This is a genomic window from Microcoleus sp. S13_B4, assembly GCF_036700885.1.
Taxonomy (GTDB): domain Bacteria; phylum Cyanobacteriota; class Cyanobacteriia; order Cyanobacteriales; family Microcoleaceae; genus Microcoleus.
Map to the genome: position 1 here is coordinate 1 of NZ_JAUBPU010000004.1, position 17,604 is coordinate 17,604.

15 protein-coding genes and 1 pseudogene are annotated in these 17,604 nt (G+C 45.9%); 7 read left to right on the forward strand and 9 right to left on the reverse strand.

The features are described from left to right. Both QT994_RS03895 and QT994_RS03900 read right to left on the reverse strand, forming a co-directional pair. Positions 1-545: pseudogene (locus tag QT994_RS03895) on the reverse strand (IS701 family transposase); the annotation flags it as partial. 360 nt (positions 546-905) lie between these two features. Further along, complete coding sequence (locus tag QT994_RS03900) at positions 906-1,694, reverse strand: SDR family oxidoreductase (RefSeq protein WP_333171944.1); 789 nt, start codon at positions 1,692-1,694, stop codon at positions 906-908. Positions 1,695-1,789: 95 nt separating this feature from the next. Here QT994_RS03900 and QT994_RS03905 point away from each other — a divergent pair, with 95 nt between their 5' ends. Beyond that, positions 1,790-3,130, forward strand: coding sequence for a hypothetical protein (locus tag QT994_RS03905; RefSeq protein WP_333171946.1), 1,341 nt, complete (start codon positions 1,790-1,792; stop codon positions 3,128-3,130). Between the two features lie 95 nt (positions 3,131-3,225). On the opposite strand, the gene QT994_RS03910 is transcribed toward QT994_RS03905, so the two are convergent. The 3 genes from QT994_RS03910 to QT994_RS03920 all read right to left on the reverse strand — a co-directional run bounded on the left by QT994_RS03910 (position 3,226) and on the right by QT994_RS03920 (position 6,814). Beyond that, positions 3,226-3,462, reverse strand: coding sequence for a 2Fe-2S iron-sulfur cluster binding domain-containing protein (locus QT994_RS03910; RefSeq protein WP_333171948.1), 237 nt, complete (start codon positions 3,460-3,462; stop codon positions 3,226-3,228). Positions 3,463-3,523: 61 nt separating this feature from the next. Then, positions 3,524-4,990 carry a cobyric acid synthase CobQ gene (gene cobQ / locus QT994_RS03915; RefSeq protein WP_333171950.1) on the reverse strand — a complete coding sequence of 489 codons (1,467 nt, stop codon included), beginning with the start codon at positions 4,988-4,990 and terminating at the stop codon, positions 3,524-3,526. A 207-nt stretch (positions 4,991-5,197) separates the two neighbouring features. Then, positions 5,198-6,814 (reverse strand): Ycf66 family protein, encoded by a 1,617-nt coding sequence (locus QT994_RS03920; RefSeq protein WP_333171952.1) that lies wholly within the window; start codon positions 6,812-6,814, stop codon positions 5,198-5,200. A 371-nt stretch (positions 6,815-7,185) separates the two neighbouring features. Here QT994_RS03920 and QT994_RS03925 point away from each other — a divergent pair, with 371 nt between their 5' ends. Beyond that, positions 7,186-7,368, forward strand: coding sequence for a hypothetical protein (locus QT994_RS03925; RefSeq protein WP_333171954.1), 183 nt, complete (start codon positions 7,186-7,188; stop codon positions 7,366-7,368). A gap of 373 nt (positions 7,369-7,741) precedes the next feature. Further along, entirely contained in the window at positions 7,742-8,179 is a 438-nt protein-coding gene (locus QT994_RS03930; protein ID WP_333171956.1) for a DUF6918 family protein, read from the forward strand. 120 nt (positions 8,180-8,299) lie between these two features. Here QT994_RS03930 and QT994_RS03935 read toward each other — a convergent pair whose 3' ends face one another. The 3 genes from QT994_RS03935 to QT994_RS03945 all read right to left on the reverse strand — a co-directional run bounded on the left by QT994_RS03935 (position 8,300) and on the right by QT994_RS03945 (position 12,774). Continuing rightward, the gene (locus tag QT994_RS03935) at positions 8,300-9,802 is read right to left on the reverse strand and encodes a HoxN/HupN/NixA family nickel/cobalt transporter (RefSeq protein WP_333171957.1); all 1,503 of its coding nucleotides are present in this window, start codon (positions 9,800-9,802) and stop codon (positions 8,300-8,302) included. Positions 9,803-10,063: 261 nt separating this feature from the next. Next, entirely contained in the window at positions 10,064-11,464 is a 1,401-nt protein-coding gene (locus QT994_RS03940) for a hypothetical protein (RefSeq protein WP_333171959.1), read from the reverse strand. Between the two features lie 95 nt (positions 11,465-11,559). Continuing rightward, positions 11,560-12,774 carry a DUF4331 domain-containing protein gene (locus tag QT994_RS03945; protein WP_333045121.1) on the reverse strand — a complete coding sequence of 405 codons (1,215 nt, stop codon included), beginning with the start codon at positions 12,772-12,774 and terminating at the stop codon, positions 11,560-11,562. 624 nt (positions 12,775-13,398) lie between these two features. Between QT994_RS03945 and QT994_RS03950 the strand changes: the two genes are divergently transcribed. The 4 genes from QT994_RS03950 (at position 13,399) to QT994_RS03965 (ending at position 16,660) form a co-directional block, all read left to right on the forward strand. Then, positions 13,399-13,968 carry a sigma-70 family RNA polymerase sigma factor gene (locus QT994_RS03950; protein WP_333098499.1) on the forward strand — a complete coding sequence of 190 codons (570 nt, stop codon included), beginning with the start codon at positions 13,399-13,401 and terminating at the stop codon, positions 13,966-13,968. A 147-nt stretch (positions 13,969-14,115) separates the two neighbouring features. Beyond that, positions 14,116-14,730, forward strand: coding sequence for a cupin domain-containing protein (locus QT994_RS03955; RefSeq protein ID WP_333171961.1), 615 nt, complete (start codon positions 14,116-14,118; stop codon positions 14,728-14,730). Between the two features lie 209 nt (positions 14,731-14,939). Then, positions 14,940-15,413: a DUF732 domain-containing protein gene (locus QT994_RS03960; protein WP_333171963.1), complete on the forward strand. Its 474-nt coding sequence runs from the start codon at positions 14,940-14,942 to the stop codon at positions 15,411-15,413. 428 nt (positions 15,414-15,841) lie between these two features. Further along, positions 15,842-16,660 carry a hypothetical protein gene (locus QT994_RS03965; RefSeq protein WP_333171965.1) on the forward strand — a complete coding sequence of 273 codons (819 nt, stop codon included), beginning with the start codon at positions 15,842-15,844 and terminating at the stop codon, positions 16,658-16,660. 92 nt (positions 16,661-16,752) lie between these two features. Here QT994_RS03965 and QT994_RS03970 read toward each other — a convergent pair whose 3' ends face one another. Beyond that, the gene (locus QT994_RS03970) at positions 16,753-17,340 is read right to left on the reverse strand and encodes an acireductone dioxygenase (protein ID WP_333171966.1); all 588 of its coding nucleotides are present in this window, start codon (positions 17,338-17,340) and stop codon (positions 16,753-16,755) included. Positions 17,341-17,604 lie beyond the last annotated feature (264 nt).

A 17,604-nucleotide genomic window follows, 5' to 3' on the forward strand; every position in this document is an offset into this window, starting at 1 on the left:
AATGCGCTATCACCTAATACTCGAATTTCATAATGTGCTGTTAAGGTTTTTGGCAGAGTTTTTAGCAATCTTTGACCAAGTTTTATTGGCGCAAACTCTCCCTTGCCCCGATAGACTCGGAACCCCCAAGGTACTCGACTTCTTCCCACAAGTATGTAGAGGACTAACAGGTGCAATCCTCGTTTACCATTATAGACTCTAATTAGTTTTCCTAACCCTGAGAACTTACCAATTTTTTCGAGGGTGGTCATATCCAAAATTACCGTCAAAATTGGTCGCCTCCCAACCCCTCTTTCGGCTTTGACTTGCCTGATAATTTCGGTTCGCACAACTCGCATTACTGCCCGCACTGACCATTGGTAATGATTGAGGAAGCGACTAATCGCGCTGGCACTTACGGTTTGAGAGAGAAACGGTAAACTTTGTCCTGTTGCTTCCAGAAATAGACCTAGCAAGGCTCGCAGACTTTTTTGTTGATATTTGCTTGGCATTACATCCATCAAGGTATAGACTAATGCTTGAGCGTAATTAAGGATGGTTAACATTAACTTATCACATTGTTTATACGTCCTTTCTTTTACATTTTGGCACAAAATGCAAGGGCTAATTGAGAATGGTGCAAGATCTCAGTTGAAACCGACTGAAGAATGGTGACAAATAATCGATTATGGTGACAAATACTTGATTGTTGATTTAATTTGCTTTTCAGTCCTCTTGAGAGGACTTTCGCTATGAGACGGGGGTTGAAACCCCCGGCGGACTTGTGGGGTAGCGTCGGGGATTTTGGTGGCGGGGATTTTGGTAGCCCGAATGTGCGATCGACTTTTGGTAAAATTAGGGTTAGGGGCGATCTAATGTTTGTCCTTGGGTGGAGGCGGGTTTATTTATATTGTCAACGATCGCGATTATTCCTCTTTCGCCCGAAACACCTTTTCTACCGACTTCACCAAAAGTTCTCGCGGCATCAATCGAGGCAGATTGGCGATGATTTGATTGGGAATTCCCCCTGTCACAACATTAGACTCATTTTTCTCTAAAGCTTTCAAAGCATCTCGCACTACTTCCGCTGCGGGAACGAGTTTTTGCCCGCTGCTGGATGCCATAGCTTTCGGAAATTCAGCTACTGCAAAAAAGTCCGATTCTGTGGGCCCTGGACAAAGGCACAAAACGCCAATTCCTAAATCTTTGTTTTCCGCCCAAAGTGCCTCGCTGAAACTCAAAACAAAGGCTTTAGTAGCTGCATACATTGACAAGTACGGCATGGGTTGAAAAGCTGCGATGGAGGCAACATTGATAATACTTCCTGATTTTCGCTGCCGCATTCCCTGCAAAAATAAGTGCGAGAGTTCTACTAATGCTACAATATTTAGTTGCACCATTGTTAGTTGTTTCGCAAGCGGGCGATCGGCAAAAACTCCGTAATCTCCAAATCCCGCATTGTTAACCAACAAATCCACCGTCCAACCTTTTTTAACAACCGTATCAAATACAGCAGTTCCAGCGCCCGGTGCGCTCAAATCTTGCACGATTACTTCTACCAGAACATTGAATTGTTGTTGCAGTGTAGCAGCTAGCTGGTGCAATTTGTCTTCGGAACGAGCTACCAAAATTAGATTGTGCTGGCGTTTGGCTAATTCGGCGGCAAAGGCTGCACCAATTCCGCCAGAAGCACCGGTGATTAAAGCAGTCGGCATGAAATTAATTCGGATATTTGATGTGGGCTTTATATATTTTAACAATTATTTTGAGGGGAACCTGTAAAATAATTAAAAGGGAATAGGTGAGTTTTATGGCGCGTCTTACCGATCGAGCTTTTGAAATTTTGCGGGCCGAAGTTGACAAGTGCGCGGCGGCTGATAGTCTAGCCGGTGATGTCTACCGACGGATGGTAATCAAGCGGTTAGAGAAATTACGATCGCAAAACGGTACTTTCGCCTCAAGAGAAGAAATCCGCGATACCTTCAAAGACGAATTTCCCAACTTCAGCGAACAAGCTCTCAAAGCTGCAGTCAAAGCCAATCGCCCGCCCGGATTGTTCGGTAAAATCATCTTTGCTGGGAGTTTGCTGGGAAGTGCTGCGGGAATAATTTGGCTGATTAATCTACCTTTTCCGATGATTCGTTGGCCCGTGGCGAAAACAATGCCGATATTATTGCTGCCGAGTTTTATCAGTATGGATCACAATTACCGGCAGGCGATCGCCCTTGTGGAACAATCCGATCAACTGGTGAATAAAGCCACGGCTGTCGCTGATTTTGACTTGGGCGAAATTAAAGCAAAAGAGGCCCAAAAACACCTCGACGCCTTGCCAGTGTGGTTCCTAGGCTATTACCCACAAACTTACTGCAATTTTTTTGGCTGCAGTTGGCGGTTTACAGTCGATGAATTTCAAGCCGCCCGCAAAAATGTGGGGCGGATGGAGGCTCAGATTTTCCAGCAAAAAAATGCTTTTACTCAGTTAAATCAAGTCGAACAAACTCTCAACGCGGCGAAACAGCAGTACCAGCAAGCCAAAACTGCCGCAGATAGACAAAAAGCGACGGTAAATTGGCAAAGTGCGATCGACCAACTCAATCAAATTCCCGCCGAAACCCTCGCGGGAGAAACGGCTAAGAAAACACTCCAAGCAGCAGAAAGAGACTTTCAAGCAATGGGTGGCGTCGCCACTGGTTCCGTGCGCGCCGACAACTTAATCGAAGCAGCCAAAGAATTTGCCTTAACTGCCGCCGTCGCATCCCAGAAACCGCCCCATTCAGCAGAAAGTTGGCAAAAAATAGCAGATTTGTGGCAAGCTGCCATTGAGAGACTCAGCCAAATTACATTTGATAATCCGGGCTATCTTGACGCTCAAACAAAACTAGCTGAATATCAAAATAATTTAGGCACTACAAAGATTCGACTGACAGCAGAGAGAGAGTCAGTGGAAGCTTTGAACCAGGCTAAGAGCTTGTTTGCTTCCTTGCAAAATAATGTAAATTCTCCCCGTCAAAATCCCGGTTACGCCCTCGGCCAATTGCAAGAAATTATCAATCAATTAGAATCCGTCAAACCAGGCACAACTGTTTATCCCGAGTCCCAAAAATGGCTGCAATCTGCTCGCAAGAAACAGCAAGAATGGCAAAAAACTTAGCTGTTGACGGTTGACGGTTGACTGTTGACTGTTAACTAATGACTAATGACTAATGCCAACAACCAACTGCCAACTGGCAACTGCTAAGTGACAAATTACCAAGTGGGGTCAACATACAGATTAATTGTCACTTGCTTCTTCCCCGAAGGGATGGCGGAAATACAAGCACAAATCGTATCTCCGCCATCAATTTCTACTTCGCAAGCGTGACAAGAACCCATGAGGCAGCCAGTAGGAATAGAAACCCCTGCACGTTTGGCTACATCTAATAAAAGCTCTCCCGGTTCAGCTTCAACTGTCACGTTATCGGGTAAAAAACACACTTTTGGCATTGAATGTGAACCTCAACTCTAATAAACAATAATCAACAGTCAACAGTCAACAGTTAACTAATTAACCTAAAATATGCTTGATATCTAAATGCTTTTCCACTGTATCTGCTAGAGAGTCTAACAGAGCTTCTCGGTGTTCTCGGTAATTAGGAATACCTGTAGGCAATGCGCGAAGTCCCCGCTGCTGCCGCAAGTGATTTAACCAAGCTCGGCGCCAAGCTCCGTTGTCAAATATGCCGTGCAGGTATGTACCCCAAATTGATTGAGAAGTATTGACAATTCCTAAACTAGCATCGTCAAATAGCGGTTGAGTCAACTCTGACTCTAGGATTTGCGTTTTTCCTTGATGAATTTCGTAACCGGAAACGGGCAAACCCGGTTGAGGATAGTTAGATGTTACGATGCGTTGGCGGGCAATTTTGTTCGGTGCCATCGCAGTTTTCAAAGGTAGCAATCCCAATCCTGGAAATTCTCCCTTTTCTCCCTCAATGCCTTCTCTATCGGTGATACTTTCTCCCAGCATCTGAAAGCCACCGCAAACTCCCATAACTGTACCGCCAGCTACTAAATAATTTTGAATAGCTTTTGCCATACCTGTTTGGCGCAGCACCTGCAAATCGGAAATTGTAGTTTTAGAGCCTGGTAAAATCACGGCGTCTGGATGGCCTAAATTGTCTTTTGGGCTGACATATTTGACAGTGACGGAAGTTTCCGACTCTAGGGGGTCAAAGTCTGTAAAATTGGAAATTCGGGGCAGGCGGATGACTGAAATATTGATGTCGGTTTGAGAATTGGGAGAACGCCGATCGAGCAAATCGAGAGAATCTTCTGAGGGAAACACTTCGTCTATCCAAGGAATCACCCCAACTACCGGGATTCCCGTCCTTTCTTCTAGCCAAGTCAGGCCCGGATCTAAGATCGATTTTTGCCCTCGGAACTTATTAATAATGAATCCTTTAATTAAAGCTCGTTCGTCGGGATCGAGCAATTCCAAAGTACCGATGATGTGAGCAAAAGCACCGCCGCGATCGATATCAACTACTAGCAAAGTTCGAGCCTTTAAATATTTAGCTACCCGCATATTTGTTAAATCGCGGTGTTTGAGATTAATCTCAGCAGGGCTGCCGGCTCCCTCACACACAATCATGTCAAATTCTTGCTTGAGAAATTCTAAAGATTCCCGAATAGCTTGCCAGCCGATATCGAAATACTGTTCATAATATTGAGATGCTCGCACATTGGCGATCGCCCGACCCTTGACAATTAATTGAGAAGTCATGTCTCCTTGTGGCTTGAGCAAAATCGGATTCATTTCTACCCAAGGTGCCACGCCCGCAGCCCAAGCTTGCACTGCTTGAGCGTAACCAATCTCTCCGCCGGCCGCTGTGACATAGGAATTCAGTGCCATATTCTGACCTTTAAACGGAGTTACCCGCCAGCCCCGCCGAGAAAAGATTCGACACAAAGCTGCCACGAGTAAAGATTTCCCTGCGTGAGATGTTGTTCCCACGACCATAATTGCTTTCATAATATTAAGGGAGAAGGAAGAAGGAAGAGGGAAGAAGGAAGAAGGAAGAGGGAAGAGGGAAGAAGGCAGAAGTAAAAAGTAAGAGGGAAGAGGGAAGAAGAAAGAAGTAAAAAGTAAGAAGTAAAAAGTAAGAAGAAAGAAGTAAAAAGTAAGAAGGCAGAAGGCAGAATCAAAAAAAATTCTGGTTTCTACCTTTTGCTTTTTGGGTCAAGATGACGGGTTATCTTCGCCGGATACCTTCTCCGACTTGGATTCAGTGGCCGGTTTAGCAGTTTCGACTAGATTCGGATCGGGGTGATTCGGGGGACTCAATTCAGTTTGTTCTGCCTCAGAAGAGAGTTCTTCACCTGTAGATTCGATCGAGATCACTGATACTGAAACCGTTTCCACCTGCACGCTCAACCCAGGTTCTCCCGGTACTTCTATCTCTACAGGCGCTGCCATTTCCACCACAGTCATTTCCAGAGATACAGCAGGGGCTTCTGCTTCCGTTACGCCTGCTGCAGCTTCCGGTTCACCAACGGCAGCCAGCGGTGTCTGGGTTTCCAGAGACACAGCAGGGGCTTCTGCTTCTGGTAGGCCTGCTGCAGCTTCCGGTTCACCAACGGCAGCCAGAGGTGTCTGGGTGTCAGCGGACGATCGATCTTCGATCGGAGTTTCCCCTATTTTGTCAAAACTCGCGATGTCTGCCGCCATCAACTCGGCCATTGCTTCAACATCGGTGGGAAACGGCACTCCCAGGCTTGTTTCAACAGCAGTGTTGCTGCTTTCGGCTGCCACTTCCGCAGCCGCCTCGGCTAATTCGGATTCGAGAATTTGGTCTATACCCGGTGCAGGAGTTGCCGTTATTTTAGATTCAGGTGCGATCGATTCTGGAGTCGCTGAAGGTTTTGGCGTCTGGGGAGTTGCATCAGACTTGTTTTTACCCGCACCGAGTCCCAACATACCGCCGAGACTATTTTTGAAATTACCGAACAGACTTCCGAAACCGCCGGATTTTTTAGCTGCTTTAGGAGGAGTAGGGGCCGCCGCCGCTGCCGCCGCTTGCGACTCTTTAACGGCTGTCCTCCATTCTGTTTCCTCGTCAAAATCATCTGCTTCTGCCTGCTGTGGAAGCTCTGGCTGAGCCTCTGCTGGCTCCACAATTGGTGGAACGGCAATTTCTGAAATTTCTAGAGGTAAAGGTAGAGGAGTGAAGCTGCTGGCTAATTCGGCTGGGGTTGGTGAAGTCTCAGCTGCAGGAGTTTCGACTGAAAACACTGGTATTTCTGCAATGGCAGGTGGTTTCGAGTCGGGAATTCTCCACTCAGGGGCGATCGCACTTTCAGTCATCGAAGCGATCGAACTTTCAGGAATACTTTCAGCTATGGGGGGAATCGTCGGCTGTTCCTCTAGCTTTACCTCGCCCTTATCTAGAGTGGGTGCTGAAACCACATCAGTTTTCGGTTTGGGCGATCGAACAAACTTAGGTTTTTTGGCTGCGGGTTCTTTTTTCTTGGCAAACAAGCCAGCAAACGGCACGCCTGCTGCAGCCAAACTCGCCGACTGAGGAATCGGCGTTTGCTCCGCAACGGGCGTCAACTGCCGGCGCAAAGTCAGAGTTTCCCAGGCAAACCAGCCCAACATCGCCACGCCCGCCATTTGACCAAGCAGGAGAGCACCAGTAATTCGTCCCGCACAAGCCCATAAAATTAACGCATAAAAAAGCCCTACCCCGCTCCACGTAAAATCACTTTTGCGGTGCACTTCTGGAAAAAAGAAGGCTGCCATGTAAATACTGAAGCTGCCTAGACCGACCGCCAACGCCAGAATGTATGCAAGCATATTGTCGGTACCTCCGCTGTGTCAAATAACTTCTACGCGCTAATTCTACCTTTGAGAGAGACTCAACGGCTTCTTTCTCTCGGATCATTCTCGATTTGTAGGGAAGTTTGGCAACGAACCAGTGTAAGGAATTTAACACGTTCAACGGATGTTGACGGTAGAAGTGCGAGGAAAGATTTCCCACTCTCCCCACTTCCCTAGGGCCCATCACCCCCTATCCCCACACCCCCTATCCCCATCACCCCCTTCTCAGTGGTGATAGATGTCACTTAAACTATGCCCGTGCGATCGCACCAAGCGACTGAGGATGTTTATATGTTGTAGGTGTAAGAGGAATTATGCCCTAGGGCGTATGTATTGGAGACAGTGCCATGTTAGAAAAACTATTGTTAGCTGCCGGCTTAACCTTATCGCTTCACATATTTCCCGGACTCAGCACTTCCGCGCCGTTACCGAAAAATTTGGTATTGCGATCGAGCGATCGGCCGGCTCAAACCCAGAAACTTCCCATCGTTGCAGTACCGGCAGACGCCAAGCCGAACGTCGAATCCTAATGATACCTGCCAGATCATACGTGCAAGTGCGATCGAACTTAGGCAGAGTCTGTCTAATATTTTTTTCGAGCTCTTCTTTTTTCTATGTGACTGTTCACAACTCATCAGTTTGTAGTCAGGGCTTTAGTTCTCATTAATATCAGCTAATAAGGACTAAAGCCCTTACTACAAACCGTAGGCCAATAATTAGTAGTAGATAGAACATTAATTCCCATAAAATACTAAACAAATCTCAACATCAGGCTGTCTTATAGAGACATTCAAACCTTAAAAAACTTCGGAAACCTTGAGTAAAGGCTCAAAATAGATATATGATGTCAGATTGAGCTTAAAGCTAATAAGCACATTGACTATTAAATCAAGGAAAGTAAAAATGGGACTTAGTGATATTCTCTTGAATGAAAACCACAGAGAAACTTTTGTGGATGACTGTGTGAAGTTGATAGACCAACAAGTTGCGGCAGCGCCAGGATTGAGTGGTATGGCTCTTAAAGCTGCCTACTCTACTGTCAAGGGGATACGGGCTGACTATTGCGCCCAAGTCGTCGATCAACTTCTGCCAGAAATCTCGATCGCACTCGATCCGATGTGGACTGAAGCCGTAAACAATGGCAACCCAGTAGAATATCTCGCCCAAAGAAAAGGTGAAGTAGCAGACGAATTGCTCCAGATAAGTGACAAAAGGGTCGAGAAAAGCACAAGAGCGATGGTTAAAGGCGCCTATGCCAAACTCCGCCCCTCAGCTAAGACTTACGTGGAAAAGGGAGTACCGGATTTAGCCGAAATTATTAATAAATATAGTGCGGCCTGATAAGTGAGCAACGGCTAAAAAACACAATACCCAGATACCCGGCTTGTTCAAAAAATCGGGTATCTAAAATCCGACTTATTCGTAAGTTTGTAGTTAGGAGAGAGATTCCTAATTTTATGCTTATCCATTGCCAATTACCCATTGATTTGCAGCCAATATTTTCAACATCGCTTGTCCGGTAATTCCCAACCCCAAAAACATTACAAACATCGCACTAATCGCCGGCATAAATTTGACTGCTGTGATCTGTTTGGGCAGTTTATCAAAATTCCGTTTGGCATAAACTAAGATTAATCCGATCGCACTCAGCACTAAAGCCAATCCCAAACTAAACGCTACCACTAGCGTCATCCCCAAACCAATATTGCCCAAAGCAGACGCGCTCAGCAACATTACCAAAGCGGAAGGACAAGGCAACAAACCCCCGGAAATTCCCAACGCTAATAAGCTTTTCCAAGTAATAGGATCACCGTCAGCACCGGGCGGCAAATGTGAGTGAATCCGGCCGTCTCCGTGATGGTGGTAGTGGTGAGATATATCGGGTTTTACAGGCTTAAATTCTCGCTCCCAACTTCCTCTACTCAAAAGGTTTACTGGCTCTTCACATTCCGCAGTAAAGACTTTACTCCTTAAAAACCAGTTTTTATTAAAAATTTTAGTTTTAATTTTTTTGAGAACTTCAGTCCGCACTACCAACCTAGTCTTAATTTTTGATAAGAGTAAGTTAAACCCGATTAAGGCTACTAATAAACCTGAGATTAAACTGAGCCAAGGATCTAATTTGTCGGGAGCGATTAAGTTAGAAGCAAACAAAGTAATTCCGCCCACAGCAAACACGCCGGCGGTGTGAGTAATTGTAGTCGTCGCTGCTAAAAACAAAGCGTGTAGGGGAGTCGCCCGCGAACCTACTAAATAAGCGCCTACTATTGTTTTTCCGTGTCCGGGGGACATCGAGTGCACGCATCCCCAAGCAAATGCTCCCGCTACTGCTAGCAGCAAACTCCAACCTGAATCCCAGATAGATTCATTTCCTGCCAACAAAAACTCCCGGTTTTGCGTCGTAAACATAAAGCTTTTTACAGCACCGGCTTGCACAATAGTAGCTTGACAGGTAGCTGTTACCACTCCGGGCAAAAACAGATTGTAATTAATCCGCAATTGGTCGTGTTTTGATATGGGAATTGAATCAGGTAAACCGCGGGTTTTATCTTGAGGAGGTGCGGGCCAGGTGTAGTCTAAAATTAAGGTGCTGTGGGTATTTGGCTGCTGGATTAAGCTGGCGGTTTTAGCTGCTATTTCTAGCGGGTGTACTGTTAGGGAGCCTTGAATCTTGCTACTGTTGGTGATGCGAATTTGTTGGCTGAAAAACTTTTCTAGCTGTGTTTTGTGGCTGCGAACTTCAGCAGGTTGTAGCTGGCCGTCTCGATTGTCGTCGGCGAAGCTTGTTAAGCCAGTTGGGAAAGTTAATGCTACTTCGGTTTGCAAATCGTTGACTACTATTTCTGCTACGGATAAGTCTGACCAGTGCGAGTAAACGGGTCTGGTTGAGGTTGTTAATAAGAAGGAAATTGTCAGAAAAAATAGGATAAATGATTTTGAAATTCGGTTCAGTTTGTACTGCATAAATACATTTTTTTCGGTATTTTGTTTGGTGGTTTGTGATTTTTTAGGCGCGCGATATTTTGGTGAGTCCCACAGTCCGCCGGGGATTGAAATCCCCGTCTCATAGCGAAACTCGGTTGAAACCAACTGAATAGCTAATCAAATTCAACAATTGGGGATTTCAGTCCTATGGAAGAGCACTTAAGCTTTGAGGCAGGGTTTTCAACCCCTGGCGGATTGACGGAGTGCCGAACTTGGCCGAGTTGCAGCTATTAGCTAATCTCAAAATTCATAGCTTCCCAAGCCCAATGCTTGGCGAGCTCGATCGTCAAAACTCGGGTCAATTTCCTTGGACTTTTGAAAATAAGCGTGAGATTCGGTATCCTTACCCAAAGTACGGGCGATCGCACCAGCCCGGTAAAACATACCCGCATCGCGAATCCCCGATCGCACTATTTCGGCCATCACTAGATCGGCCTTTTGCCATTCCCCAGAGGCGGAAAGGGCCCAGGCTAAAGTATCCAGCGTCACCGCATCCCGCCGAATTTTCACCTCATCCTGCATTAACGCCAGCGCTTCGGCGACATCCTGCGATCGACCTTTTTCTAGCAGCAAACTCGCCAAATCCCTGCGGTGTCCAAAACCCCCAGCAGCCTGTTCCTGTCGCAGCCCCGCTTCTGCTTTGTCGCGAAGTCGCCGGGATTCGATCGCATCTCCCTGCAAATCCTTCACCCTCGCCATACCGCGATCGACAATGCGATCGAACACAGTCGCAACCCCGCCCGAATACGCAGAAACCTTGCTGTAATAGCCTTCTGCCTCCCGATAATTACCCTGCCGCGTCTCCAAATCCGCCAAATAAATCAGCGCTAGCGGGTATCGCGGAAGCAACCGCAGCGCCTCCAAAAACAGCGCTTTCGCCTGCACAAACTGCCCGCGACGCGCGTAAAATCGACCCAAGAGCGATCGGGCCCGCGCCGAACCCGCCACCTCTCCCGGTTCCTCCGCCACCATTGCTTGCTGGTAATCCTGCAAAACCTCAGCATCTCGGCCCTGAGACTCTCTCACCAAAGCTCTCAAAGTGAGAGAACCCAAGTTAGGAATCCGGTTAACTAAGACTTCTGCGGCTGCATTTGCCTCGCTCACTTTACCCATCGCTAAGTGAGATGTAACTGAAAGGGCGATCGCATCTTCATTATCAGAACCCACCTGTTTAGCCAAGCGCAAAGCAGTAGCAAAATCGTGTCTGGCCTCGGCAATGCGAGCTAAAACTAACAGCGCACCTTTGTTGTCAAAAGGTAAATCGGCGATCGACCTTTCAGCCGCCTGTTCTGCCAATAAAAACCAACCTCCCTCCCCAGTAGCGCGAGCCATTTTCAAATAACATCCCGCCAGTGCCGCCCGATTCAAACCGCTGCGGGAATCTACAGCCAATCGCTGCTGGTAAAAAGCAATCTCTTGCTGAATAGCTTCCTTTTGATTAGGATTATTTCTCAAGGTTTCCGAGAAATTATAGCGGTAATTAGCATCGAGATTTTCGGGGCTTCTGTTAGAAAATTTATCGGCAATAAAACGCCAATTAGGAGATAAATTTACTACTCCCATCCCAACTAAAGGAACCACTATCAGCAGCCACCACCAGAAAATATCCGATTTTATTTCATGTTTAGTTTTAGTTTTCATACATCCGCGTTAATCAGCGTTCATCTGCGGTTAAAAAAAGTATTTTACATCTGTCATTAGTCAATAAGCCATAACTAATGACAGATGACTAATGACTAATTAGGCAAAGCCAAATAAGGAAAATTCGGTTCTAAAGGTTTGTGTCCCTGAGCCGGATTTCCCGGAGTTCCGTTATATGAAACGTTATCGCCAACCGGAGAACCCACCAAAGCTCCCAGAGTGATATCAATAACGTCGTCCATCAGCATACGACCTCCGATCAAACTTCCTTGAGAATTTGTAGCGCTAGCGTAGCCGCTGGTTTTTGTGGTATCGATCCGCATAACATCGGGCAAGAAAGCTCCGGCGATCGCATTTGGATCGACATTATCCTTGCCATCCAAAAGATCCACAGCATTCAGAGTAGCAACAGCTTCCTGCCGCACCGGAGCAGCAGCAGCGCTCAAATCCAATCTCGGAGGAATATTATTAAATGCCTCCAGATAAGCGGGAGAAACTATCAAACCCTCATTAATTGCAGGTCTCGCCAAACGCTCGAATTGTTTGAAACCGCCAGCTCCATCCCGGATCGAAACAGTTGACCAAACATCAAAAGTATTCGCCCCAGTTCCTGCTTGCAAAAATGCTTTCGGAACGCGCACAGCAATTGTATTGACGTTGTAACCTTTTGTAAAGTCGATCGCTTGATTCGGTTGCTTGAAACCTACTTTCGGCCCCGTTCCCAAAGCTCCAGCGCGGACTCGGAAAAATTGTTCCACATCAAAGAAAAACGGGTCTTCCCGCAAACCTGCAAATACAGTCAAGTTAGAACCGCCCACAGGTACTGTATTCAAAACAGCATTAGAATTCAACGGAGTTGTGGCAATTAGCCCGCCATTAACTGTAGTCTTAGTAGTTGTCTCCGAGCCGCCGCGAACAACAGTTACAGCTACCGCTTGCATACCTTGATTGTTAGGCGGACTGAAGGCAAACCGCAAGATAATATCAGCGCGTCCAGTCGGGGTAGAATTCACGTCACCCACCTGCGTGATGTGAAATTGGTAGAGGGCTGTAGTGCTGAAATAATATTGATAGCGGGCTACAGACCGGGGATTTGAATTCATTGTAAAGACTAAATCCCCGTCCGCAGCACTGGAGTTTTGGTCTTTTTCTCGATATACGTAGAGGTCGGTTAAATTGACAGCGCGACCTTTGATATCCACTTCGCCGTCGTCGTGGTCGGAAGCGGCAATTATCCCGGGAGTTAATACAACAATTAGAGCTACTTCAATAGCTAGTATGGTTCGGCGAATTTTTTTTGTGAGCTTCACTCTTAGCACCTTTATTTCAATGATATTTTTGCACAAATCAATGGTAAATAACCTGCATTCGCGGGTTTTACTTTTGTAGCAACAGGTTGAAATCTGTCAACCTGTCGGGCTTTTGCGCTGTTGCTGAGCCTTCTCCTATTGGTGGTATACGAAGGTTTGGCAATTTTGGATCTGTGCTGCCAGATTAATTTATGTAAAAAAGTGCGTTATTGAGGATTTATTCGTTCCGGGAGTATTCTTGGGAATGCCTGCTCAAAGACAGAGCCTGCCTCGATCTAGTGGAGCCAGAGCCTTGCTTATATGATGAATTTCCCGGCTCTTCTTGGGAGCGAGCGAACAGAGCTTAGGAACGAGTGCAGGGCGCAATTTTGACTGTTCAGGCTCAGGGATTTCTTGGTTCTGCATAAAGCGGATGGCTAAGTCTCAAAAAAATCACTAATTAGGTGGTAAAATTCAAGCTGACTTGGGATTTTTACAATTCAAAGCACGAGAAAATGAGCCCTAAAAGGCCTATTCTAGCTGGTACCCCCAACTTTAAACTTACAATTATGTTCTGTAGTGATATACGCCGAAATTTTAATTTTGGATCTGTGCCGTCAAAACAAAAATTTTGGGTACACTGAAATGACAGGCCAGAAGTCAGGCGATGAATCGCTGCTTTTAGTGCAGATTGCCCAGAAAGACCAAACGGCATTAGCTAAACTTTACGATCGCTACGGTCGCCCAAGTTACGCTCTCGCTTACAAAATTCTGGGTTCGGTAGAAGAAGCTGAAGAAGTTGTACTCGATGTTTTTTCCCAAATTTGGCAAAAAGCAGCAACTTACGATCCTTCTCGCAGTCGAGCAGATACCTGGTTGTTCATGCTTACGCGCAGTCGTTCCCTCGATCGCCTGCGAGCGATGCAGCGAACAGTTCGGGCTGCTGAAGCTTGTCTGGAAGATGCGAAAATACCCATCTCTAGCGTTGCAGAACCGATGGAAGATGCAATGTTTAAAGAACGCAGCGAACAAGTCAAAGCAGCCTTAGAAAAACTGCCAAAAGAACAGCAAGAGGCGATCGAACTCGCCTACTACCAAGGGCTGACTTGCACGGCGATCGCAGCTAAAACTGGTATCCCGACAGGTACAATCAAAACCAGAATTCGATTGGGTATTTCCAAATTGCGTCAAGCTTTGAGCGAACAATTTTTTTAGACTGTCAAAAAACTTAAATTTTGTTTTTTAACAATCTAAAATTCTACCATTTCCCATCATCTATCTTGAGTGCGAGGGCAGCCGACCAATCTCAAATTTAAAATCAACTTAGGCTGAATTACAATTAATGGCGGAAAACAGATGGAAATGATGCCAGACGAGGAGTATAAAATCCTTGCAGCCCTTCAAGCTCTCGATACCCTCGACGAGTCAGAACGCGGCGCATTTGCAGAGAAATTGAAAGAGTCCGCAGAACTGACAAGTGAATTAGCAGCTTTTGAAGCGGCAATTGCCGCGATCGCCTACACAGCCCTCCCAGTTCCCGTCCCACCCGACCTCAAAAACCGCCTGTTCCAGCGCATAGCCGAACAGCAGCCAACCCCGACAGAATCAGTCAATTTAAAGCCCATTGTGACCTGCCCAACGGAAAACAATGCTCCCTCTTTAATCGTGCGATCGCACGAGGTCAAATGGCAATCTTATAAAGTTCCGGGAGTTTCGTTCGGCAAGCTTTACATTGACAAAAAAAAGCGCGAACTTACCTGCTTGATGCGACTAGAACCTGGAGTAACATTTCCCCTGCACCGACACGCTGCCTCGGAGGAAGTGCTTGTATTAGAAGGAGACTTAATTGTAGAAGGGGAAATTTGCCATCAAGGCGACTACATTCGATCGGTTCCCGGTTCCACACATTCGCCCCTCACACGAGGGGGATGTTTGCTGTTAATGAAAACTTCCCTAGACAACGAAATGTTCGTCTGATATTATGTCGGTTGATTTCCCTGCAATGATTTCTTTTCGCTTAGTCGGGGCTGGTTTATGTATGCCGATTTTTAGTAGAAATTATAGAGGGTTGCTGAAACTAGCCTTTCCAAGTATTTCGGTTAATTTACCGGACACGCTCTAACTCAATAACGCCATATTGCTCCGCATTATGCGGTTAAAAATTCCCAATATATCACGTAATTCCCATGCTAAAACACTCCTGTTTAACTGCTGTTCTGTCCGCCGTTATTATACAATTTGTACCCAGCAACCAAAGCGCGATCGCCCAAGAACGCGAAGGATGTTTTCTTGTTAATTCAGCGGGCGAAGTAATTAACTTAAATTTGTTGTGTTCGCCTCAAGAATCCGACATTAAGCTGACAGGAAACGATGGGAAATTTCTCGAAGACTACAAACGCTTAGCAAAAAGCTACTCTCCCGAAGCAACGGACAATTTACTGCAAGCAATCCAAAGGGCGCCCGGTCAAAAAATTGCGGCCGCTAAAAGAATGTGTGCGGAAGCAAAATCTGGAGTTTCTCTGCCGGAAGTTAAATTAAAAGCGATCGGGCAAGCTGCCAGTATCGACAATCCAAGTCTCAAAGAAAGTTTTCTCGCCGATGCCGATATTATTACCACCCTTGCCGCCAATCATTATTGCCCGGAATTAGCCAGTAAGTAATATCATGAAATCTGTAGGGACATGGTAAGGCATATTAGTGTCAACTTAAGCTTTTAGTCCGCCATTCCTCCCGTTCACCCGGCATTCCGCCAGGGAATGAATTCCCTGTCTCATAGCTAAAGTCCTCTGAAGAGGACTAATAAGAATAAGTTTAAAAGTATTTTTCTCAGTCCTATGCAAGAGGACTTTCGCTTTGAGGTAGGGGTTTCAAGCGCTGCGAGACTGAGGGTTTAACGTGTTTGTTGACACGCCTTGGGTAAGGCTGCATCTCAGTTTGGATTTTACAGGAGTGCAAGGACGATCGCACTCCTAAAAAACCCTTTTTACAAAACTGAGATTCTCCCACGGTAATACGGCGTCTTCACTTGCAGCTACAATATGAATTGTCCTCTTGTCGCGCAACGATTAATGAAATTACCGGACATGAGATGAAACATTTAAAATCAAGTTCCGCCGACTTGCGGGATTTATTCAAAGATAGCATTACAGTTAAATACCTCGCGGAACCGTTGAAATCTGTCCCAGCTTGCGATGATGCAGCCAAATTGCGATCGTGGATGGAAGCCCGCGATTTTGACGTGATCGGGATCGAAGAAAACGGCACGGTTTGCGGCTATGTAGAACGATCGCACTTAGGTAAAGGCAGGTGCAGCGACTACCAGCAAATTTTTCACCCCTCACAATTAATCGCCGCCGCCACTCCTTTGATGGAATTGCTGCCGCTGTTGCGAGAAAAACCGAGATTATTTGTATTGGAAAGCAACAGGATCAACGGGATTGTTACCTGTGGCGATTTGCAAAAAGCACCGGTTCGGATGCTGCTGTTTGGATTAGTGACGCTTTTGGAAATGAATTTATTGCGGATCGTGCGGATTTATTTTCCCCAAGATTCTTGGCAGAAATTGCTGAAAGCCGATCGCATCTTAGCAGCAAAACACCTTTGGGAATTGGGGCGATCGCGAAATGAAGCAATTGACTTAATCGATTACCTGCAATTCTGCGACAAGCGAGATTTAATCCTGACTTCTGCTGAAATAGTCGATCGGCTGGGGCTCAAATCCAAACGCTATGGGGAGCGTTTTTTAAAGTCAGCAGAAGCATTGAGAAACAAATTAGCTCACGCTCAAGATTTAATTAACGGCTCTTCTTGGCCGGAAGTGATTTTTTTGGCTCAGGAAATAGAAGCGCTTTTGCAGCGTTGCGAAGAAATTGAAATGGCCACACCTCATGAAGCAGAGAGCATTTAATCTTAGTCTCTTAGAGAGAGATTTTGTTTGTTGAGTCCCCATTTTAATTGCCTATTTTGATACAGGAAGGTGCGCCGAAGCGCACCCTACATTTAGTTTTTAATTTTTAGTTTCCTGTTAGTATACTGAGGAACCCAACCTTGAGCAGTGGTGTAATACTGCAAGGCTTTCAAGTACAGAGACGGAGTGAGATAAAACCAATGTTCGGTATTGGCAGGAACTTTAATGTATTCTTCAGCTTGCAGCATTAATTGTACCTGAAAGCCGTTAGAATACACAAACCCAAAAACGCATTCCCCAGCTAAAATGTGAAGAACTTCTGCATCTGTGTGGGTATGAGTGCGATCGCTTTGAGTCATCAGCGCGTAAATCTGCTGCGAACCTGGATGCAGCACTTTTAAGTCGCACCACCGATATCCGCTGGCGCGCTTGAACTGTTCAAACTCGCTATTAAAGGCTGCGAGAATCTGCTGTTTTTCTGTAACATTGAGAATGTCTTGAACGAGCAGTTCTTGAAACGCCGGATTTTCGTTTGTGGGCAGGGAATCGATCTCAATATTTAAAACTGCCAGTTGACTCGCGATCGCCCGGATATCCGTATATGTTCTACCGTCTTCTAGTTGCAGAACAGCCATATTACCACCTAATGTGTTGAGCTTTGAGGGAAATTTAGTTTCCATTTTTAAGCTGCTGTTTTAAGCTTTCGTCAAAAACTAAACTCCTGCTTATTTCCAATAATAGCCGATCGCTAAAATCCTATATCTACCTTCACAATCATCAAAGAATTACCAAACATGAGATGATTTGTTGAGTTATTTAAGTTTTATTTCTAATTCTCAGAGTCTGGCTGGGAATGCAGATCCATAGGATGTGGCTATTTTTTAGGGTTCGATGTTTAAACGGGCGATCGGTAAAACAGCGCCTACAGCATGAAAAGACAGAAA